Raw genomic sequence first — 21,676 nt, 5'->3', positions numbered from 1 at the left:
TTCGCAATCGCCGTATCAGCGACTTTATTAATATATCATCATTTAATAGTTTCGTCAACACCTTTTTTAAAGAAACATTATTCTAGATCAATACTTTATTTGTTGACGATATAAATATACTATCACCCAAAGGCTTAGCGGTCAATCTTCTTCCTAGAGAAAAACTTCTTAAATATTATCGTAAAAAAACAATCGTTCTACTACTTTGTTTCCCCCCATTTATCACATTACCACTATTATATAATGAGAACCTTTCTCTTAGTACCACTTCGGAGTATATGAAAACTATTAATTATTTCCCTATGTAATAATTTAAGAATTGTTAAATATCTACCCCCTTTTAAAAGAATAAAACCATTAGCTCTTCATCGAAGTATCTATTACCTAATTTTATTGCCCTTTTATCTTCTCCGAACTTCTTAAAACCTAAAGATGAATAAAGTCTTTTTGCTAAATCATTAGTTGTCACCACAGTTAAATAAACCTGCTCAATACCTTCTAATCCTTTTGCTTTCTTAATGGCTTCCAGCATTAAATTCTTTCCAACACCTATACCACGCTTTTCAGGAGAAACATACATGGCGAAAATATTCGCTCTATGTTTTAATTTTTTCTTCTTTTCTACAACTAAAGTCACTACTCCGATAAGTTTTTCATTTTCAAAAGCTCCAAAAGTTAGCGAATCTTGTGACTGAAACCTGCTTTCGTATTTTTCAACAGATTGATCCTTCTCCTCTTCATAGCTAGAAGCAAATGCTTCAGGGTTAGTCTGTAAAGCCTCTAGCCTTAGATCAAGATAATTTTTAGCATCTAGTGGATTTAAAAGTCTGATCTCCATCGTTCTCTCCTTAATAATAGAAGTTTTTCTCTCCCCCGAATTAACTAACAGGACACCCCATTATTTGATAAGTTTCGTTTTATTTTTATAGAATGAAAGTCAAAATGATAATTTACTCATAAAAGGAAGTTACATAGAAGGTAGTTCCTTTCTGGATAAATACGATGTAGCAAATAATAAGCAGAAAACAATAAGTAATACGGATACAGCTATTGTGATGAAAAAATGGGGCAGCACATTCCCTGATGTTATGATACTCACAGCTTGATTTGATAAATACGCCGGATTTAGGATTTGAAATCCTCCCCCTAACAATGTAACAGTTTTCAAAAAGATTAGAACAAAAATAGACAGCAATGCAATGGCCGATGTTCTAGACAATAAAGCGCCTATTGCGATTACAAAGGCCAACATAAATAAGCACCAAATATAATAAACCCCTACTCCAGCTACAATCCTAGCCACGGAAACAGCTTGATATAAATAAGATGTATAAAATACTGTTGTCATAAATCCTAGGAAGATGGATCCTGCAATTATAACTGCATGCCCCACTAACTTACTTAGCAAATATTCAACAAGTGTCGTATTGCGCGTCAGAATAAACGCTAACATGCCATTATTTTTATCTGTTGCGATGATGCCCATTGTCGCCATGACAATCACGATTAAACCCATTTGGTCAAATTGATCGGTTAAGGCACTAGCTAATACTTCACTAGCCGTCAACTCAGGTAATGTGATCGTCATTCCATCAGGCAATCCACCAGCCATTTTTAAAATTTCTGGTAAATAAAAAGACGATAAAGGCTGCAGGATGCCCAAAAACACAAAAACAACGGGCAACCATAATAGTTTGTAGCTTCTTTTTGCATCAAGCCACTCTTTCTGCAACAGAACTGTGAAACGGTTCATGATGTCTTCACCATCCTTAAAAAGATTTCTTCCAAACTTTCCTGCACCAATTCAAACTTTTGAATTGGAAGATCCGCTTTTAAAATATTGCTTAACAACCAGTCTCTTCCCTGCTCAATATTTTTAACTCGCACTTTGGCTGTACTTCCCGTTAGCTCGATAGATTCAATAATGTCTTCATTCACAAGCTGATGTGTCCACTCACTTAATCGCGGTGCTTGAATAATAAAAATTGGTTTTTGAGTTTGTTCAATAATTTGATTGACAGACCCATTCACGAGTAATTGCCCTTTGTTTATAATAAGCATCTTATCGCAAAGCTCTTCTGCATCATGCAAAATATGTGTTGAAAAAAGAATCGTCGATTTCTGTTTGATCCCTTTAAGCAATTCTAATATATCCCTGCGTCCTAATGGATCCAATGCAGAAACCGGTTCATCCATAATCAGTAATTTAGGTTGATGGATAAGTGCCTGTGCAATCCCTAATCTTTGCTTCATTCCACCCGAATAGGTGCCAATAAGCTGATTTTCCGCCTCATCCAATCCCACCAAGCCCAGTAATTCGTTGATTCTTTGTTCCAAAATCTCCATCTCTATATTTGAAAGTCCCCCCATAAATGCAAGTAATTCCCTTCCCGTCATCCATGGATAAAAAGTAGGGTGTTGCGGTAAATATCCAATAAATTCACGCATTTGGTCATGGCGTTTTCCGTTCAGTAATATTTGCCCACCTGTAAGCTTGTTGATAGCTAAAATCATTTTAATAATTGTCGTTTTACCTGCTCCATTAGGTCCAAGAAGAGCCACACATTCTCCTTGATTAATATGAAAATCAATATTGCGAACGACCTCATGATTTCCGTACTTTTTTTGGAGTTGACTTACTTGAAGTAGATGCATCTGAGCGTTGCCTCCTTCCTAAAATAAAATATAAAATGGGGCCGATGATGTTAACCAATATAATTACAACACCCCATAGCCATTTATAATCCGTACGTTGATCTGTTTTTAATAAATCCCATAATGCCACAGAAAATAAGATCACATGTAGGATTATGATAGGCAAAAGTAATGGTAACCAAGCGCCAATTTCATCAATTTCAAGATGATAACCATAATGCATGTGCAGTCCTCCTTACTCTTTTGGTGATTGGGGAATAAACATACTAGCAAAGATCCGCGTGGTTCGTTCAGGTGTTACCTCATTGTTGACCACCTTTTCAATTGCCTGTTGAACAGAATTGATAAGCTCCTTAAATTCCTCATCTGACAGATGCAAAGGTACATACGCATAGCTAAATCCTTCTTGTTCATACTGTTCAGGGGATGTATTCGCCAAATAAGACGTTGCTAATTGCAGTAAATTACCGTGAAATACAGAAAAATGACGGATATGATCTTCCTGTGAGATCGTTTCAATTTCGTCTTCAGGAATTTGCAAGTTATCTATTTTGACTGAGAATTTACGCTCCTCTGTTCCTTTCACCTTTTTTGTTTCAATAACTTCAATTAAATTTGCTTCAAGTAAAAGATTGATATGACGATATAACGTAGCTTGAGGAACATCTCCAAGTATCTCGACTAGTTGCGCAATAGTCAGCGGTTTGTTTAGAAATAATTGTTGAACAATTCTCATTCGTGTAGGATGAAGAAGTAAATCAGCTTTTCCTTTCATTGAATTTTCCTCCATTATTATTATCATTTTATAAAATGATAATATAACTTCAATGTTCTTTTGTCAAGTTATAAAGTGAAACTTCAATCAGTGGGGGTTTTCCTTCATCCCCCACTGATTGTTAGTTGAACAAATCGGGCTTTTACTGGCTGTTAATCCCCACTTACAATTCTAGGTTTTTCCACGAATTCTTGAAGTGGGGGTCTTACAGCCAGTTAATGCGGGATAAAAATTACTCTGCTTCAACTACATTATCCCTTTCCGTAAACCTGCATTTCAGTAGGAGATTTCTCACTTCTCCCACTGAATGAGTTGTACCCCACTTACCATTCTTGTCTTCATCGAATTCCTGAAGAGAGGTTTTATTGCTAGTTGCTTTTGAGTTAAATTTGTTTTTCAAACACACACAAGGTAGGGTTCAGCCCCTTCAAACTTATAGGATACGATTCCAGATAATCAAGACCTAATTGTTCAGCCTCCCAGAGCAATTGATCGGCACTCTCAGACAAAATAACCGCTCTTCCATTTGCCTTTAGAATTCTAGATACTTCAATCATTATATGGTGATTGAATAATGCTAAATCTTCGTCAGGTGCAATCTGTTTTCCAAAAGGGAGATTCGTAACGATTTTATCGACATAGCCAGTAGAAAAAGGCAATCTCCGTGCATCCCAAACATTCACTTGAACCTGCGTATCAGTAAGATTATTCTTTGCTATCCTTATGGCTGAGGCAGATATATCCCCACCGACGATCCAGCTTCCAGGAAACGTAGCCCGTTCAGACAAAATTGTGCCTGAACCACAACAAGGGTCTACGAAAATGTCTGTTGATTTAGGATCTGACAACCACACCATCGCATGAGCTACAGTAGGAAGTAATGATGCACGAGAGAAACTTCGAGTTTGATTTCGAAATCGAAACTTAGTATCCGTTAACCGTAGTGAGAAAACCGCATAATGGTGTTCGATATCGAGTCTGAATTCTACTTGGTGATTTTGAGCTGTTCCAATATTCCACTTAGGGTAACGCTTATGAATACCCTCCACTGCATTTGCTGCTACTTCAAATCGACTGTACGTTTGTTTTCCTTTACGACTTGCATTTACCCAAAATAAAGCTTTATGTTCCATAAAATCCAAGTTCAAGTGAGATATTCGCTCACTTACCTGTGATAAATGTTTTTTGTGTGGTCCAATTTGAAATTGATCTATCACTTGAAAGATGTTATCTGCCGATCTTAAAGAACTCAAACATATAAAAGACTCGAAAGTGGCAAAGAAAACCTTTCCTCTATCGATTTGAATAATTTCAGAATCATGCACTTTGTTGGTTATTTCATCAGATAAAACGTATTCTAATCCAGGCAATACGCTCGCGAAATAAAGAGCCATCCTAACGCCTCCAATTTTTGGATGCCAGTTTTAAGAACACAAAAAAGCCGTGCATGAACCACTTAAGATTCATCACGACTTCTTGTAAGCCTTATTCAATCAGCTATTTTGCACGTACATGCAGATAGGATCTTTACCGACATTATGATGATTAAGTTCATTGACTGCTGATACTTGAAAATGGCATGACAAATTAGACCCATCTACATGGTTTTTTTCAAGTATCAAAAGTTATTCAATTTACGCTTATCGAATAACTGTCAGGAACACTGCCATCATCATGATTAGAATACCTCCACTTGTTTACTATTACCATAACCTTAAAACACTGAGTAGGAAAAATCAATATCCAGCCATAATTTGTCTTCATTTGCTTTATTAGATAGAGACTAACAACATTTAATGCGCTTCTCTCTTTCTCAACCAAACAATAAATAACAGGATGACAACAACCACCCATAGTAATGGTACAAGAAGAAAATGGAGAAAAGATTGCTGCTGGTTAATCTGTTCAATCCCATAATGTAGATGATAATTTGGAAAGATAGCGAGCCACTTCATCGTACTTCGATCACTATTCATGAGCAGACCTTCGACAAAGAAATAAAGTAGTATAACCGGCATCCCTTGCAAGCTTACTTCAATGGTATTTTTCGTTTTCAAGCCGATAAAAGTTCCGATAAAAAGGATAATCAGTAACATTGGCAGAGCAAGCAAAAAGGTACTTAAGCTATAGCTGATCTGATCACTATGAAAGAGGAAGAGTGCTATCAGCACAAGCGATGTAATCATAAAGGTAATCAGCATTTTTTCAATCACGATATCCTTTATTGAAAATCCTGCTTGTATGAGTCCTCGCTTCATCCTTTGTTCATGCTCCTCCACAATCATATTTCCTTGCATGATCATCGTGAGCATGCCAAGAATAAACGCAATCAGAAACGATATTGGGACTTGTCGTATGGGAATCAATGTAAAAACGAACACAAAAACAACCCCAGTAATCAGGTTAAAGAGAATCTGACCATTCCAGCGTAAGTCACATAAATCTTTGTATAGGATCGCTTTCCAATGATGCTTATGCACGAGTTCCCCCTCCTTATGTTCATAGTTGAATTAATTCTTTAAGTTTACTATAGTTGCCTTTGGATAAGGGGATCTTACTTTTGGATGAGTTATCCAGACTAAGACTATAACTGTTTTTGCTCCAAATAATAATTTCACGAACCCGTTGCAAATTGACAAGATAGGAACGATGGCAACGGAAAAAACCTAATGGCAACAGACGCGCTTCTAGTGTCTTAATTGTATTTGATGAGACAAATTCCTCGTTATTAACATACAGAAAGGTTTGAGCATTTCGTACTTCGATATAGTCAATTTCCAACGGATGAAAAAGGATGATTTTATCCTCTACTTTTGCGCTGATTTTCTCAAACTGAACTTGTGTACTTGTTACATCCTCTCCATCCTCTTCTTCGGTATCTTGCCCATCTTCTTCCACCTTTTGGATCCCTCGTTCCGAATAACGATAGACTATGTCTCCAAGCCGGATCGCTTCTTCTAGTGCAGGGGTAAAAAGAAGAACGGCTCCACCATTTTTAGCTAAATGTACAAGCAAATTATGAAGAACTTGCTTTGATTGAAGATCTAACATCAGAGAAGGGTCTTCAAAAATATATACAGCAGCTGGCTGAATCAGCGCTAATGCAAACTGCAATCGACGTTGCTCTGACTGTGTTAAATACTTTGTCTTCTTAGAAACGCAAGATTGCAGCTCGCATAAATCCACAATCCATTCTATATCCCCGTTGTATTGATATAGCTTACTCCAAAAACGCAACATTTGCCTAATATTAAGTCGTTTATATAAACCGTCTGTTTGTTGGAACATATATATTTTTTGAAATCCGCCTTCTGGAAGGGTAATTGCTCCTTTTTTTAATCTATGTGGATGATTCAATAGATCGAATAGTCGTTGGATGTACTCATTTTCCGTTTGTACGGCGATTATATCCCCTTTATCAACGGTTAAATTCAGTTTTGGCAATAAAACGGTATTCTGTTCAATTTTTGTTAATTGGTTAAAAGAAAGAACCATCATGATGCCCCTTTAATATTTTTGCTTTCCCCCGTCGCTTTCATTGATCATTTTCCTCTACCTCTGCAGATAACGCAAGAACGGTAATGAGAGCAATGTTGATAAACCCGACTGGCGTAAACCAGCTAGGGGCTTCAAAGCTTGGAAATATAGTGAAAATAGCTGATATAGGCTCGTAAATAACCAAAGCTGGAATAATTGCTAGCAAGATCATTACCCAGGGAATTATTTTGTTGGGAATGATGCATTGCACCAATTTTTTCATAATCGAAAATCTCCTCTCTTATGAAAATGGGTTGAGATTGGGCAGATACTCTAAAAGATTCACACCGTAATTAAAGGCAACACCTAACGCAATCGACCAAGTAGCAATCCCGATTGTTTGCCATAAACTGACATAACCCCTTTTAGCACCAGATGCAATCGAAACTGCTGCACATACATGAAAGCAAAGAATGGGGCCAGCAAAGGAGATACCAGCAACACCATATTTTTTGAACAAATTCTGTGCACGTTGCCATCTCTTCCTTTGTTTCTCTTTCTCGTCCTGTTTCTTCTTAGATGCTTTTTTACGAATCCCGGAAAGTAACCAAACAAAGGCCATTACAGACAACCAATTTCCTAACGCACCAATGACTACAACCTGAATTGTAGGAAAACCAAAGACGATACCAATCGGAATCGCCACATACGATTCAAAAAAAGGTATGATTGACATAATGAATACACTTAAATATTGTACCCACGTATCTGCCTCAATTAATGTAAGTAATAAATTTTGAAACCATTCCATCATCATAAACCACTCCTATTTCGCTTAATGACTTTAGCATAAGTGGTTAACGCAAGTTCCACATTGAATTAAGGGTGAATAGAGGGAAAAACGAGGCGAATGGTTCCTAGTTTATGATGAGTGGTACTCATTTTGATAAAATATTGAAGTGGCAGCTTACGGATGGTTCATCGGAATAATAACACAAAAGCATCTTGCCTTAGTTTTGACAAGATGCTTTTGTGATTCGTTACTTCTAATTAGAAATATATATGATGCTTCGTAATGAATCGGGATTATTCAATTGCGATGCTAGACATTCAGCTAGGTTCGCACGTGATGTATACCCCTTACCTTTAGGCATGGATTGATTTATGGCAATTTTGTACTTACCAGTTTGTAAACCATCTGTTAATCTTGGCGGACGAACGATTGTCCAATCAAGTCCAGATTGATAAATCTTCTCCTCCATACGTTTCATGTCATCATATAGATTGAAAAATATTTTCCATAAAACCGTTAGAAGGATTCGTTCACCAACTGAAGCTTCTTGCTTCGATTTAAGCGTTTCGGCTGATAGACATATAAGTCGCTTCACATCGTTCCTTTTCATTTCTTTCATTATATTTTCGATTCCTTCTGAGTAGACCGCTGTCGGCTTACGATGGTTCACCCCAAGCACTGAAAGGACTGCATCTTTTCCAACCATTACGTTTTGTAGGGTGGCAGGATTTAAAACATCTCCCTTTTGGATCTCCAGATGTTTATCCGCTAACTCTAATTGATCTGGTTGCCGTACGATAGCTGTCACCTTATGCCCATCGATAAGTAATTGGTTCACTAATTGAATACCCGTCTTACCTGTAGCTCCGAATACAACTAATCTCAAACTACTCACCTCTCCTCTGTTAGTTATTAGTAACTAACATTTATAATAAACTTTATTTTCACGTATCAATCTTTAACAACTCCTTTACCTTTTAATCCCATGACAAAATGTTTTAACACTATTAGTAAGAAAGTCTTCCTTTGTTACATTCATAAACTTTTTCTCCCATAAAGCAGTTGAGATGAAAAAACTAAATAACATAGCTAAAAAAGTAGATGCTTGGACATAGGAATCCACTTTAATAATCTTGTTATCTTCCTGCATCCTGATAAAATAATTTGTTATAAAAATCTTCAACTGCTCCGTATTATCAGCAACTAAGTCGATTAGCTCTGGCATTGTAAACCGCTCTTGAATCGCTATTAAACAAATAGATTCATTGCTTTCCATTACATCAAGATATAAATTCGCTATCAATCGTAAATCCTGTTCTAAATCCCAAACGATATTATTCTCAAACGTTTGCTTAAAGCTTGGTATCACTGTATTTTTTTCAATCGCTGCTTCCAAGACACCTTTCTTCGTTTCAAAATGACGAAACACTGTCATTTCACTCACGTTTGCAGCATCTGCAATTTCTTTAATTGTGACTAAGTTAAAGCCTTTTTCCTTCATCAATTGCAACGCTGCTTGAAGAATACGATCTGCAGTACTTACCTTCTTTTCTTCCATAAAAGAACACCTCATATTTTCTTTGCTTTTTTACTCCTCGATCAATGTTAGTTAGTTATAACTAACATTTTTTCCTTGATTATATTTCGTATGTAAACAAATGTCAATACATTGTTAACACAGCATATAAAATCCCCCTTCAAGCTTGCTGTCTTAAAGGGGGAGGTTTACGAATTCATATGTTTGCTTAATTGATATTGTCTAGTTTATTTACCGCAGCAGCTAAAGCTTGGACGGATGCCTTCATAATATCTTGGTTAATTCCAGCTCCCCAGTACATTCGTCCTTGATGTGAAATTCCAATCTGCGCTGACGCCTCGGCGACCGAACTTTTGCCCAGCGAATGCTGCTCATAAACTTCTAGGTTATAATCGATCCCAAAATATGCTTGGAGTGCGTTGCTTACGGCATCCAAGCTGCCAGTGCCTTTCCCATGGATCTCAATTTGTTGATTATCTTTAAGTATTGTTAACGTTACTTTCTGATCCCCATTTTTGTTAAATTGATAGTCAACGATTTGAAATGAAGGACCATAATCAACATAGTGATCGATAAATACGCGATAGATTTCTTCGGCAGAAAGCTCTTTGTTTGTTTCATCTGATACTTTTTTAGTCAAATATCCCATTTCTTCATTCATTTTATAAGGTAACTTGATCCCATAGTTACTTTCAAGGATATAGCCAATTCCGCCTTTTCCTGACTGACTATTAATCCGAATGACATCAGTTTGGTAATTTCTTCCTAAATCCGCTGGATCGACTGGAATATAAGGTACATCCCACTTCTCTACATTGTTTTCTCTTCTATATTTCATGCCCTTCGATATCGCGTCTTGATGCGATCCAGAAAATGCTGTAAAAACAAGATCTCCAGAATATGGTTGTCTTTCATGAACCATCGTTCTTGTCAATCCTTCATATTTTTTACGAATCGCATCAAGGTTGTGAAAATTCAATTCAGGATTATAGCCTTGCGAATACATATTCATTGCTAATGTAATCAAATCGACATTTCCAGTACGTTCACCAATGCCAAACAACGTTCCTTCTACTCGTTCTGCACCTGCCAGAACACCAAACTCTGCATCACTAACTCCGCATCCACGATCATTATGCGGATGAATGGACAATGTAACGCCGTCTCGATACGACAGGTTTTTATGGATATACTCAATTTGACTTGCATAAATATGAGGCATCGCATTCTCAACAGTTGTCGGAATATTAATGATTGCTTTATGTTCTGGTGTCGGTTTCCAAATATCTAGTACACTATTACAAATATCCAACGCATACTCGACCTCTGTTCCAGGAAAACTTTCAGGACTATATTGAAAATAAATATCGCCTTCTGTTTCTTCGGCAAGCTCTTGTACTAAAATTGCACCATTTACAGCAATTTGTTTAATTTCCTCTTTTGTTTTCTTAAATACTTGCCGACGTTGTGCCTCTGAGGTTGAATTATAAAGATGGACAATGGCCTTAGGCACACCTTGAATTGCTTCAAAGGTTCTGCGAATAATATGCTCTCTTGCCTGTGTAATGACCATAATCGTCACATCATCCGGAATCATGTTGTTATCAATTAGAGTCCTCAATAGGTTAAACTCCGTGTCAGAGGCAGCTGGAAAAGCGACTTCAATTTCTTTAAATCCGATCTCAACTAATAGCTGAAACATCTCTAGCTTTTCTTCTAAATTCATCGGAATGGGTAAAGCTTGGTTTCCATCCCTTAAATCTACACTGCACCATATAGGCGCTTTTTCTAGCGTCTCCTTCTTTACCCAATCATAAGAAAGTGTTGGAGGCAAATAATATTTTTTCTCGTATTTTTGATGATTAAACATGGTCAATTCCTCCCTAAAATTGAATATAAAAAAAGCCCCTCTTCTCCAGCAATTTGCTATGGAGACGAAAGACTGATCTTACGCGGTACCACCCCGATTTCATGATAATAAGACATTATCATGCACTTAACAGATATAGGCATCCTTGCCTTATACCCTTTCCCTTGTAACGGTGAGTTCTCCGTTCTTAGCTACTCTCATTCCAATCTTACCGATTTGACTAAGCCTGCTCTAAGGCGAGTTCCCTGTTTTCTTACTATTGCTTCACATCAACCAGCAACTTTCTGAAAGTCAGCTAACAGGTACTATTCCTTATCATCGCATGTAAGTTTTTATTTGTATATCATCATAGCAGATTCCTACCAAAAGGCATAGGGGTAGAACTAACTTTTTAAAGTGAAATTTCAATTAATGAGGTTTTTTCTTCATTCCCCGCTGATTCCAAAAGATCAAAGGCTAAATTCACAACATCTTGTTGGTCTGAACAAATTGGGCTTTTACTGGCTATTGCCCACACTTATCATGCTGTTTTTTCCCGCGCATTCTTGAAGTGCAGTTAAAGTGAGATAAATTGTTTTTTATGTACTTTATATTGAAGATAGTGAATTTCAAAAAAACCTTGCTCCTCACGTTGCGTGATAAGATAAGATGAAGCTAACAAGTTGAGAGGAGTTTAACCCCCTATGGTCAAAGAAACCTTTTCTGTTAGTGAATTCGCAGCCTATACAGGTGTATCTGTACGAACATTGCATTATTATGACGAGAAAAATATATTAAAGCCAAAACGAGATACGAATACAGGACATCGTGTTTATGAAAAAGAAGATACGATTCAATTGCATAAAATTATGACATTGAAATTTTTAGGGATGACTCTAGAAGATATAAAAGAATATATGCACTCTACAACCTTTGATTTAAACTTTATCGATACATTAAAGCTACAGGAATCGAAATTAAAAAAGGATAAAGAACAAATTGAAATTGCTTTAGAAACAATTCAGCGAACAGTTTACGTTCTAGAAAATGAAAAGGAAGTCGACCATGCGGTGCTTGTTAGTTTACTTGCAAGTATGCAAACAGAGAAAAAACAGCAAGAGCTTTCTAAAGAGATTATAAAAGATGAAGCTATACAGAAAATGTTCCCAGCAACCGCACAAGATAAATTGAACTGGGAAATTGGTTTGTTAACATTTTTCAAACAGGTCAGACGTCTTTCAGGCAAGCCGGTAGACCATCCAGAAGTGAAACAAATGCTGGATGACTTTTACCGGTTGATCTTAGAATTATTTGATATGGACTCCTTTGAAGAGTTGGCTGAAATGTTCTCTCTGGATTTAGATGATGAGGTAAATGAAGCGCGCTTTGCAGCTTATATTCAAGAGGTAGAGCGCCTTGTTCCTACGCCATTAACAAAAGAGGAAGAAGCATGGCTAGAGCAAGTGACATTCCATTACATGGATTCATCGTGGGATGAGAAAGAGAGGAGGGACTAAAATGGAACCATCAAAAACATCATCAAGTCATTTTATCAAACTGATTCTATCGACAAAGCTACCAAGGCTGATCCTTATTCTTGGGCTATTAGGTAGTGTACTTACCACGCTGATTGGACTTACTATTCCTATATTGACAAGAGAGCTAGTCGATGGATTTTCAATAACAACATTAAATTGGTGGTTTATTGCGATTATTATTGGAGTTTTTATTGTTCATGCTCTAGTAGATGGATTATCGGCATATGCACTTGCCTATGTCGGACAAAAAGTGGTCGCTAGGTTAAGGGAATTTTTATGGAAAAAGCTTATCCGCTTGCCTGTTCCATTCTTTCAAAAACAACCGAGTGGCGAATCTGTCAGCCGTGTGATTAATGACACAGGGATTGTAAAAGATCTTGTTTCCCAACATTTCCCACAATTTATCTCAGGGTTAATATCGATTATTGGGGCAGTGATCTTACTTCTTTTTATGGACTGGAAGATGACAATTATGATGTTCATTGCTGTTCCCATTACCGTATTAGTGATGTTCCCACTCGGAAGGCAAATGCTTAAAGTATCACGTAGCCTACAGAATCAAACAGCAAACTTTCAAGGTGAGATCCAACAAACCATTAGCGAAATTAAACTAATGAAATCCTCCACCGCAGAATTAAAAGAGGAGCAGCGTGGGATGCGTGGAATTTTCGGGCTGTTACAAACAGGGCTTAAAGAAGCGCGTATCACTGCGATTATTTCTCCATTTATATATATGATTGTCATGCTCGTGATTGTTGTAATCATTGGATACGGTGGAATTCGTGTAGAAGAAGGAACAATGTCAACAGGATCCCTTGTTGCCTTTCTCCTCTATTTGTTTCAAATTATCTTCCCAATCACAACCTTTGCTATGTTTTTTACGGAAGTACAAAAAGCCAAAGGTGCGACGGAACGTATTGCTGAAATTTTGAATGAAGAAGAGGAAGAGATTAACCCAGGAATGGAGAAATCAATTGCCGAGCTGTCAGCTTTGCCTATGATACGGGTGAAAATGTTTTAAACAACCTATCATTCTCCGCAGCGCCCGGGGAAATGATTGCATTTGCTGGACCGAGTGGTGGCGGAAAAACAACGATATTTGGATTAATTGAACGTTATTATGCTCCAAATGAGGGCGAGATTTTACTAGGTGACACATCGATTCACGCTATCTCCCTCATATCTTGGCGGTCACAAATTGGTTATGTATCGCAGGAAAGCTCAATGATGTCAGGTACAATTCGTGATAATTTAACCTATGGATTGAAAAACTCAAATTTGATTAAAGAAGATCAGCTTTGGGCAGTTGCCGAGATGGCCTATGCCGCCCAATTTATTAAAGCTCTTCCACATGGGCTTGATACAGAAGTCGGTGAACGTGGTACGAAATTATCTGGTGGTCAGAGGCAGCGTATTAATATTGCCAGAGCCTTTTTACGTAACCCAAAAATCCTTTTACTTGATGAAGCAACGGCTAGTCTTGATAGTCAATCAGAACAAGTTGTTCAAAAAGCATTGCAACGATTAATGGAGGGAAGAACAACCTTTGTTATCGCTCATCGTCTCGCAACTATCGTTCATGCCGATCAAATTATTTTTATTGAAGATGGTACAATCACTGGAAAAGGAACCCATCAAGAGTTACTTACCCAGCATGCGCTGTATCGATCATTTGCGGAACAACAATTGACATAAGCTCCGATATCCCCCTTAGCATTCTTGGGATCTAAGGGGGATTAACGATTTACGAGATTATTTTGAAAAGCATAAATGACCGCTTGCGTGCGATCATGAACTTCTAATTTCCCGAGAATATTACTAACATGGACTTTGACAGTTTTTAACGCAATAAATAATTCATCGGCAATTTCTTGGTTTGATTTTCCCTTTGCCATTAACATCAAAATTTCTGTTTCTCGTTCTGTTAGCTGATCATGCAGTGCCGCTTCTTGTTTATTTCGCATCCTATTCATAATTTTCCCGGTAACTTCAGGCTCTAGAAAGGATTGGCCTTGATACGTTGCTCGAATCGCTTTTGCAATTTCACTGGCCTTTGATGTTTTTAACATATAGCTTGTCGCCCCAGCTTCTAAAGCAGGATAGACCTTCTCATCATCCAGAAAGCTTGTAACGATAATGATTTTAGCTTCAGGCCATTGCTCCATGATTTTCTTTGTTGCTTCAATCCCATCCATCCCTTCCATCACAAGGTCCATTAAAATAATATCTGGACGAAGGTCTAAGGCAAGCTCCACAGCACGTTCTCCATCATCTGCCTCTGCAATCACGTCAATGTCAGGCTGGGATGAAAGGTATGCGGAGACACCAATTCGAACCATTTCATGATCATCAACAAATAAAACTTTAATCATTTACTGGATCTTCCTTTCTTAAATTAGGAACTTTGACTTCCATACGGGTACCTTCATTCGGCAAGCTAATAATTTTCAATGTACCCCCGACCTCATAGGCCCGTTCGCGCATATTTTGCATACCATAGGAACTTGTTTTTACGGCATCTGCCTGGAACCCAATCCCATTATCGGCAACACGTAAAATGATCGTTTCTTCTCGTTCGATAAGTAATATATGCAGATGTGTGGCCTTAGCATGTCGCAACGTGTTGGACAAGGATTCTTGGAAGATACGAAACAATTGATCTTCTATCCCTTTATCCATATTAAAATGCTCTATTTTTACCTCTATTTCCATTTGTACCTTTTGAGTTAATTCATTTAAGAATCCTTCCATTCCTTCTTGTAAAGACTTCCCCTTTAATGCAACAGGACGTAAATGTAAAAGCAACGCCCGCATCTCTAATTGCGATTGATGAATCATTTTTTCAACCATTTTCAATTGTTTTTTTAAAGTTGGATCCTCTGGTGGTCCTTCTTCGTTAATCGCAGACATTAACATAGATGAGGCAAATAATTGCTGGCTGACTGAATCATGCAGCTCTCGGGCAAGACGGTTTCTTTCTTGAACGACGATTTCTTGCAGGCTTTGCTCACGTTCATTCGCTCTTTCTGTCGCAATGCGTTGTGCGTGTTCTGTCTGCGCTCTTAATTTTTCTTGCAATTGATGCATTCGAACCGAAATAGTGTCCAATTCTTTCGTAACTTCTTCATCAGCAGGTAACTTTCCACCATTAAGAATAGCAGCAAGCATCCGTTCAATCTGCGTCAAATTCTGTTGCCAATCCCATCCTATAATAAAGCCAATAATCGTCCCTACTGTCACACTGCCTGCCAAAACCGTTAGAAGAAAAGAAACATCACCGATTTTCCCTTCCCAAAGTCCCCTCCACCCGATTGTCTCGTCCAGTGAAAAAGCAAAAAAAGTTATAAGAACAAAGGCAATAGCAAGGATTAAACTACAAGCATTGGATAGTAAAACATATCGGATAATTCGATTCATACTCGCTTCACCTCAATATCTCCAGAAAATACCGAAGTGATAATTTTTACCCGTGGATAAGTGGTATTGTAGTTGTCCGTTTCATAGTGAATTGATTTATTCATTAATTGACCGTTATAAGCTCCCAAAATCGTCGCCCTGCCAAAAACAGAACTATGATGAATACTAACCTCTACTTCATAAGGAACATAAATCTCAATATTACCGATTAAATGCCGAATCGAGACGACTGCGGTATCATTTGGCAATACTGTATTACTCAAATCGATTAGGCGATCGCCATATATCCCATGAATATTGACATCTTTCCATTGATAAGCAGTATCTTCTGTACGTAAATCATCAAATAAACGCTCATCAAATAAGGGCCGAACTTGTATAAGTGCTTCTTTCGAATTTCTTTCATCCGAAAATTGAGGAGCAATTGTATGAGGATCCTTTTTTGATTTCATATAGTTATAAATGATAATAATAATCGCAACAATGATAAAAAAACGGACAACGAGCAGATTAAAAAAAGCGAGGATAAAACTTACAAGCGAGATGGCGAATACAACCTTCCATCCCAAGTTTTGAATTTTTTTCCAGCTAATATAGACGAAGCAGCCCGAAATCACAGCATAGATGATACCACCATGAAAAAAGACAATTTCAATTAAAAGGAGAATCGCACCGATGATCAATATCCAATTAAAATAATTTGTATCTAATCGTTTGAACATCTTTGCATCCTCCTTTCATTTATTATGTAATAATCAGTAAGGCCATCGTGGATAAAATACAGACGCAAGATTATTTGCGCCTGTATAATTATATCACGTTTTCTATATATAGGTTTTAATTTACTTCTTCTGTCTTTTCTTCTTGCTGTTTTTCAAGGGCAGCGATTTTATGATCAAATGTGCTACGGTAGTAAGAACTGTTTACTTTGTATTCGAGGTTTTCAATGTATTGCTCCATTTCTTCAAACTTTGAAAAGGATTTTTCTGGAGCATCATCAACCACACGATTGATTTGGTGGTTGGCTTTGGCGATATTTTCTCGTCCCATTAATTCCATTCGACGCAGGTGCATGTCTTTCAAGCGATGTTTCATTTCTTCATATTTACGCTCGAGGTTGTCTAGTTGAGTGATCGCTTCATCCTTCGATGCTTTCATACGTTCCGCACGATTTTGATATTCCTCATGCTCCTTTATAGCAAACTCATGCATCTCTTCTTCTCCGGCACGCTCTGCGATCTGTGCTTGTTTAAGACGTTTATCAGCTAGTTCTTGTGCTTTTATATATTCACGTGTAAATTCTTCTTTTAACTTATATTGACGATCAATCAGCTTTCTTACTTTTTCCTTTTCTTGCTCACTTTGACGTAAATACAGATTTAACGCAGCAATTGGATTTTTCTGTTCCTTTTTGTCCATCATAGTATGAAGATCTGCTGAAATAGAATCCTTAATTCGAGTAAAAATATTTGTCGTCATAATCAATCTCTCCTTTTAATTGTTCATTATTTATTTAATTCTGCCCACTCTTTTTCAAAATTTGTAAAGGGATCGTCATCTTCTCTAACCTGAACAGCCGAACTTTCAGATGTGTTCCAATTTTTATAAATAAGGTAAAGTACATATGCTGCTGCCACACCGATAACAGCATAAATATTAGAGAATGAGATACTTAATACAATTAATCCCACAATCACCCAACCAACTTTCGCCGCAGTTGAATCGGTTTGTACGAATTTTTTAAAGCATACATAAAGCAGCCAAACGCTTAAGGCCAATATCACCATCGGGCCGAGATTTGCAAGAAGTATAAACAATGCAATAAGCCCACCGATAAACAATATAAACTTTTTCACTCCGTTTTCCTCCCTTCGTTATCGTATCTTTATCTTATCGGCTTTTGCGATTTTTCATAATGAGCTTAAGCTATATTTTTGATTAAGCCTTGAGGCTTATTAGCATCTAATCCTATAAAGTAAAACTTCAATCAGTGGGGGTTTTACAACCAGTTAATGGGATAAAAGGGTACTCAAAAAGGACATTCCATATGCCCTTTTTGAAATGCCCCTAGTCTACCCACGATCTTTTGTTCTCAAGTTTTTTATAAATACTGACCTGTATAAGAGTTATCATTTGTTCGGATCATCTCTGGTGAGCCTTCTGCGATCACTTGACCGCCTTTTTCTCCTCCTTCTGGTCCTAAGTCAATAACCCAGTCCGCGGCCTCTATGATCTGGCTATTATGTTCAACCATAATAACTGTGTTCCCTGCATCTACTAAACCGTTTAATAGCTTTAATAATTGAATGGTGTCTGTAGGATGCAAGCCGGTCGTTGGCTCATCTAATAAATAAAGTGAAGTCTTTTTCCCTTGCTTCATTAATTCTTTCGCTAGCTTTAATCGTTGTCCTTCTCCACCTGAAAGTGTTGTTAGAGATTGTCCCATTTTCAGATAACCTAAACCAATTTCTACGAGTAGTGTTAATATCTTTTGTATTTTCTTCTCTTCTTCAAAAATCGCCAGACATTCATGAATGGAACTTTCCAAAATATCATTGATTGAATAGCCTTGATATTTTACAGCTAATATCTCTTGCTTAAACCTCCTCCCTTGGCATTCAGGGCACACCACCTCTAAATCGGGAAAAAAGAGCATATTCGTTGTAACGTAGCCTAACCCTTGACAATTCTCACAACGACCACCGACAGTATTAAAGGAAAAATGCTTTGCGGTTAATTTTCGTTCTTTCGCTTCTGGCAACTTCGAAAAAAGTGTACGAATCGGTGTAAATAAATCAATATAAGTTGCTGTATTGGAGCGTTTCATTCTACTAAGTGGGGACTGTCCGACTATAATCATTTGGTCAAAAATCTCTAACCCTGTTACCTTTTCAAAACCTTCATAAAATGGATCATTTGCTTTAGCTAGCACATCGAATAGTAGTGAAGACTTCCCGGAGCCAGAGACCCCTGTTACTGCTGTTAAACAACCCGTGGGCAAAGTGACCGTCACATTTTTAAGATTATTAGCAGTAGCATGATGGATCGTTATTCCTTCTCCTACACCACTTCGATAGCCCTTTTGAATTGACTCTTCTTGTCGCAGATATTGTCCTGTCACCGATGCTTTTTGCTCCAGTAATTCTTGCAAAGTTCCTTGACCAACTACAGTTCCTCCAAGCTTTCCTGCTCCCGGGCCAATATCAATAATATAATTTGCTTCCTTCATGACTTCTACATCATGCTCGATTAATAAAATGGTATTACCTAAATCTCGCAAATGCTTTAATACACTTATAAGCCCAGCAGTGTCCTTTGGATGTAGACCAACTGTCGGCTCATCCATGATATACAGCACTCCCGTAAGGGCTGAATCAAGCAGTGCCGAAAGTCTAATTCGTTGTGCTTCTCCTCCCGATAAGGTAATCACCTGTCTGTCTAAAGTCAGATACCCTAAACCAATTTTCATAATCCGGAGAAGCTTTGTTTTAATGTCTTGGATAAACGTTTCTATGAGTTTATATTGCTGCTGATCCAATGATTTTTCCACTTGATTCGCCCAAGTCAGCATCTCCTCCAAGGAATGGACAACCAACTGCGGAATTGTCCAATTCTCCACTTTAACTTCTCTGCTCACCTTGTTTAAACGATCACCATGGCAATCCGGACAAACCTGTGAGTAGAAATAAGCATCTGCTTCAGCGGAAGAACCAGCATTTTCTGTAAATCTGCGCCACATCGACGTGAGCACACCTGGAAATTTCCCTTTCTCCACCGTCTTAGGTGGTTTCACTTTTGGAAAAAGCTTCTTAACCTGATCACTTTCCACACCATAGTAGAGAATAGCCTTCTGTTCCTGACTAAATTCTTTTATTGGTACATTATCAGCATCTGGCAACTTATAATAACGAAAGCCTTCTTTTAACACAGCAATTTGGTATTCTCCATAACGCCCCGTAAAAATATCTACAGCACCATCTTCTAGGGAAAGCTCTTCATGAAAAATGGACGGAAGATGAATATCTACAGTTTTCCCTAATCCTTTACAGGAAGGACAAGCTCCTTCTGTTGTATTATAGGAAAAATGCGTTCGGGTTAATTTCTCCATTTTTTCTTGGCAATTTGGACAGAAAATATATTCTGTAAAACTATCTTCTTCTTTTTCTACCCTGCCATTATAGGTCATCGGATCAATCTCATATTGACAACAAGGACATTTCCTACTTCCGAGCTTTTCAAAGATCATCCGTAAGCTCGTATACATATCCGTCATTGTCCCAACTGTGGAGCGTGGATTCCGATTCGTGATTTTCTGATTAATGCTAATAGCAGGAGATAAGCCACTAATAGAATCCACCTTTGGCTTACTAATCCCCTGCATTCCCATGGATTCTAAATACTGACGCTGACATTCATTAAATAGCGTGTCGATCGCCAATGTACTCTTCCCTGATCCAGAAGGACCTGTAAAGACAATTAGTTTATTTTTAGGGATAGATACAGAGAGATTTTTTAAATTGTTTTCTCGCGCTCCGTTTACAATCATGACATCATTCATTCAACATTCCTCCTTCATTGCTTTTAATTTAATCATATAACATTTATGCAAGTGCAAGGTTTTGGATAAAATGATACTATAAAGGATGTTCAAAAAGTCCGGTAAAAATGACACTGCGAATTTCTTTGTTGCCTTGCTAAAGGCTTTGCCGCCTCGAACTTCTTGGTCCTTTTTATCCTCCTTTTTGAACTCGTACTAACCCGTCATGGAACTATAATGTTTTAATTGAATCTTTGGAGGTCGTGATTTGGAGCTTAGACCAATTGATATTGCCAATAAACTAGATGTGGGTACGAGCGCACTTAGGCATTATGAAGCATGGGGAATTGTTCCCAAAGCTATTCGTAAAGCAAATGGCTACCGTGTGTATACCGAAGTACATGAAGCATATTTCCAATGTATACGTGCGATGTATCCGGGCTTCGGCATGGCAATCGTTCGCCGTGTGATGCCTTTACTACAAGAGAATAAATTTACGGAAGCGCTATGGGAAGTTAATGCCGTGCAAGCAGAAATTTTTGAAAGAAGACAGCAAGCCATTGATGCAGTCGACATCTTAAGTCCGGATAATATTCAAGATTTCATGAAAAAACAACAAAAGAAATATTATGCAATTGGGGAGGTTGAAGCAGAATTGCATGTACCAGCAAGTACATTGCGGCATTGGGAAAAAGAGGGGCTGATTACTCCTAAACGAAATACAGAAAATGGCTATCGAATCTATACACGAGAGGATATGAGACGTTTATTGATTATCCGAACCGTGCAATCCTCTGTCTATTTACTTGAAAAAGTGCGTGACGTTCTAGATAAAATGCAACAACACAGTTTAATCGATGCCAAAAAAATTGTCTTGGATGCCTTGGCCTATATGGATTACCAGATAGAACAGCAATTAAGGGGAGAATATTATCTTTATAAACTGATCAAGCTTTTAAAAACAAAAGCGCAAGCGCTCGTTTAGCGACGTACAAACTTTTTAAGCTTCTGACGAGATAAAGGATACACGGCGAAGAATGAGCCGATGTTGACTTATCGTAGGAAGAAGCTGAAAGTTTGCTAGTCGCTGGGCGCTGG

General features: G+C 37.7%; 21 protein-coding genes, 1 pseudogene and 1 other annotated feature. Of the genes and pseudogenes, 3 read left to right on the top strand and 19 right to left on the bottom strand.

Annotated features, from left to right (window positions below):
- Window positions 1–340: 340 nt before the first annotated feature.
- From IPU53_RS24210 to IPU53_RS24150, 13 genes are all read right to left on the bottom strand, one after another.
- Entirely contained in the window at window positions 341–838 is a 498-nt protein-coding gene (locus tag IPU53_RS24210) for a GNAT family N-acetyltransferase (RefSeq protein ID WP_207454005.1), read from the bottom strand.
- 129 nt (window positions 839–967) lie between these two features.
- Entirely contained in the window at window positions 968–1,753 is a 786-nt protein-coding gene (locus tag IPU53_RS24205; RefSeq protein WP_207453996.1) for an ABC transporter permease, read from the bottom strand.
- Window positions 1,750–2,655, bottom strand: coding sequence for an ABC transporter ATP-binding protein (locus IPU53_RS24200; RefSeq protein ID WP_207453994.1), 906 nt, complete (start codon window positions 2,653–2,655; stop codon window positions 1,750–1,752). The genes IPU53_RS24205 and IPU53_RS24200 overlap by 4 nt, the downstream gene beginning before the upstream one ends.
- Window positions 2,606–2,878, bottom strand: coding sequence for a PLD nuclease N-terminal domain-containing protein (locus IPU53_RS24195; protein WP_207453992.1), 273 nt, complete (start codon window positions 2,876–2,878; stop codon window positions 2,606–2,608). Before IPU53_RS24195 ends, IPU53_RS24200 begins: the two co-directional genes overlap by 50 nt.
- 12 nt (window positions 2,879–2,890) lie before the next feature.
- Complete coding sequence (locus tag IPU53_RS24190; protein ID WP_207453989.1) at window positions 2,891–3,430, bottom strand: helix-turn-helix domain-containing protein; 540 nt, start codon at window positions 3,428–3,430, stop codon at window positions 2,891–2,893.
- Window positions 3,431–3,813: 383 nt separating this feature from the next.
- Entirely contained in the window at window positions 3,814–4,824 is a 1,011-nt protein-coding gene (locus IPU53_RS24185; RefSeq protein ID WP_207453987.1) for an EmtA family 23S rRNA (guanine(2470)) methyltransferase, read from the bottom strand.
- A 399-nt stretch (window positions 4,825–5,223) separates the two neighbouring features.
- Window positions 5,224–5,910, bottom strand: a complete 687-nt coding sequence (locus IPU53_RS24180; protein ID WP_207453985.1) for an ABC transporter permease — start codon at window positions 5,908–5,910, stop codon at window positions 5,224–5,226.
- A 19-nt stretch (window positions 5,911–5,929) separates the two neighbouring features.
- Entirely contained in the window at window positions 5,930–6,928 is a 999-nt protein-coding gene (locus tag IPU53_RS24175) for a LytTR family transcriptional regulator DNA-binding domain-containing protein (protein WP_207453983.1), read from the bottom strand.
- A 37-nt stretch (window positions 6,929–6,965) separates the two neighbouring features.
- A complete protein-coding gene (locus tag IPU53_RS24170) occupies window positions 6,966–7,190 on the bottom strand; it encodes a hypothetical protein (RefSeq protein WP_207453968.1) in 225 nt (74 codons plus the stop codon).
- Window positions 7,191–7,208: 18 nt separating this feature from the next.
- On the bottom strand, window positions 7,209–7,724 hold the full coding sequence (locus IPU53_RS24165) for a small multi-drug export protein (RefSeq protein WP_242698552.1): 516 nt from the start codon (window positions 7,722–7,724) through the stop codon (window positions 7,209–7,211).
- 229 nt (window positions 7,725–7,953) lie between these two features.
- Window positions 7,954–8,586, bottom strand: a complete 633-nt coding sequence (locus IPU53_RS24160; RefSeq protein ID WP_207453967.1) for an NAD(P)-dependent oxidoreductase — start codon at window positions 8,584–8,586, stop codon at window positions 7,954–7,956.
- Window positions 8,587–8,670: 84 nt separating this feature from the next.
- Window positions 8,671–9,258 (bottom strand): TetR/AcrR family transcriptional regulator, encoded by a 588-nt coding sequence (locus tag IPU53_RS24155; RefSeq protein WP_207453966.1) that lies wholly within the window; start codon window positions 9,256–9,258, stop codon window positions 8,671–8,673.
- Window positions 9,259–9,445: 187 nt separating this feature from the next.
- A complete protein-coding gene (locus tag IPU53_RS24150; protein WP_207453965.1) occupies window positions 9,446–11,107 on the bottom strand; it encodes a 2-isopropylmalate synthase in 1,662 nt (553 codons plus the stop codon).
- Between the two features lie 57 nt (window positions 11,108–11,164).
- Window positions 11,165–11,435, bottom strand: a binding site (T-box leader).
- Window positions 11,436–11,790: 355 nt separating this feature from the next.
- Between IPU53_RS24150 and IPU53_RS24145 the strand changes: the two genes are divergently transcribed.
- Both IPU53_RS24145 and IPU53_RS24140 read left to right on the top strand, forming a co-directional pair.
- Complete coding sequence (locus tag IPU53_RS24145; RefSeq protein WP_207453964.1) at window positions 11,791–12,603, top strand: MerR family transcriptional regulator; 813 nt, start codon at window positions 11,791–11,793, stop codon at window positions 12,601–12,603.
- Between the two features lies 1 nt (window position 12,604).
- Window positions 12,605–14,319 (top strand): annotated as a pseudogene (locus tag IPU53_RS24140) (ABC transporter ATP-binding protein).
- Window positions 14,320–14,360: 41 nt separating this feature from the next.
- On the opposite strand, the gene IPU53_RS24135 reads toward IPU53_RS24140, so the two are convergent.
- From IPU53_RS24135 to uvrA, 6 genes are all read right to left on the bottom strand, one after another.
- The gene (locus IPU53_RS24135) at window positions 14,361–14,996 is read right to left on the bottom strand and encodes a response regulator (RefSeq protein ID WP_207453963.1); all 636 of its coding nucleotides are present in this window, start codon (window positions 14,994–14,996) and stop codon (window positions 14,361–14,363) included.
- A complete protein-coding gene (locus tag IPU53_RS24130; protein WP_207453961.1) occupies window positions 14,989–16,041 on the bottom strand; it encodes a sensor histidine kinase in 1,053 nt (350 codons plus the stop codon). Before IPU53_RS24130 ends, IPU53_RS24135 begins: the two co-directional genes overlap by 8 nt.
- Window positions 16,038–16,763, bottom strand: coding sequence for a cell wall-active antibiotics response protein LiaF (gene liaF, locus IPU53_RS24125; protein ID WP_207453959.1), 726 nt, complete (start codon window positions 16,761–16,763; stop codon window positions 16,038–16,040). The genes IPU53_RS24130 and liaF overlap by 4 nt, the downstream gene beginning before the upstream one ends.
- A gap of 115 nt (window positions 16,764–16,878) precedes the next feature.
- A complete protein-coding gene (locus IPU53_RS24120; protein ID WP_207453957.1) occupies window positions 16,879–17,520 on the bottom strand; it encodes a PspA/IM30 family protein in 642 nt (213 codons plus the stop codon).
- A gap of 26 nt (window positions 17,521–17,546) precedes the next feature.
- Window positions 17,547–17,897 carry a lmo0954 family membrane protein gene (locus IPU53_RS24115; RefSeq protein ID WP_207453955.1) on the bottom strand — a complete coding sequence of 117 codons (351 nt, stop codon included), beginning with the start codon at window positions 17,895–17,897 and terminating at the stop codon, window positions 17,547–17,549.
- Window positions 17,898–18,142: 245 nt separating this feature from the next.
- Window positions 18,143–20,599 (bottom strand): excinuclease ABC subunit UvrA, encoded by a 2,457-nt coding sequence (uvrA, locus tag IPU53_RS24110; protein WP_207453953.1) that lies wholly within the window; start codon window positions 20,597–20,599, stop codon window positions 18,143–18,145.
- A 247-nt stretch (window positions 20,600–20,846) separates the two neighbouring features.
- On the opposite strand from uvrA, the gene IPU53_RS24105 reads away from it, so the two are divergent.
- Window positions 20,847–21,563 (top strand): MerR family transcriptional regulator, encoded by a 717-nt coding sequence (locus IPU53_RS24105; RefSeq protein WP_207453951.1) that lies wholly within the window; start codon window positions 20,847–20,849, stop codon window positions 21,561–21,563.
- Window positions 21,564–21,676: the final 113 nt, after the last annotated feature.

Source organism: Bacillus sp. SD088 (assembly GCF_017355205.1).
In the GTDB taxonomy this organism is placed as follows: domain Bacteria; phylum Bacillota; class Bacilli; order Bacillales; family Bacillaceae_C; genus Lederbergia.
Note: the sequence above shows the minus strand (reverse complement) of the source record. Positions and strands in the feature narration are given on the sequence as shown.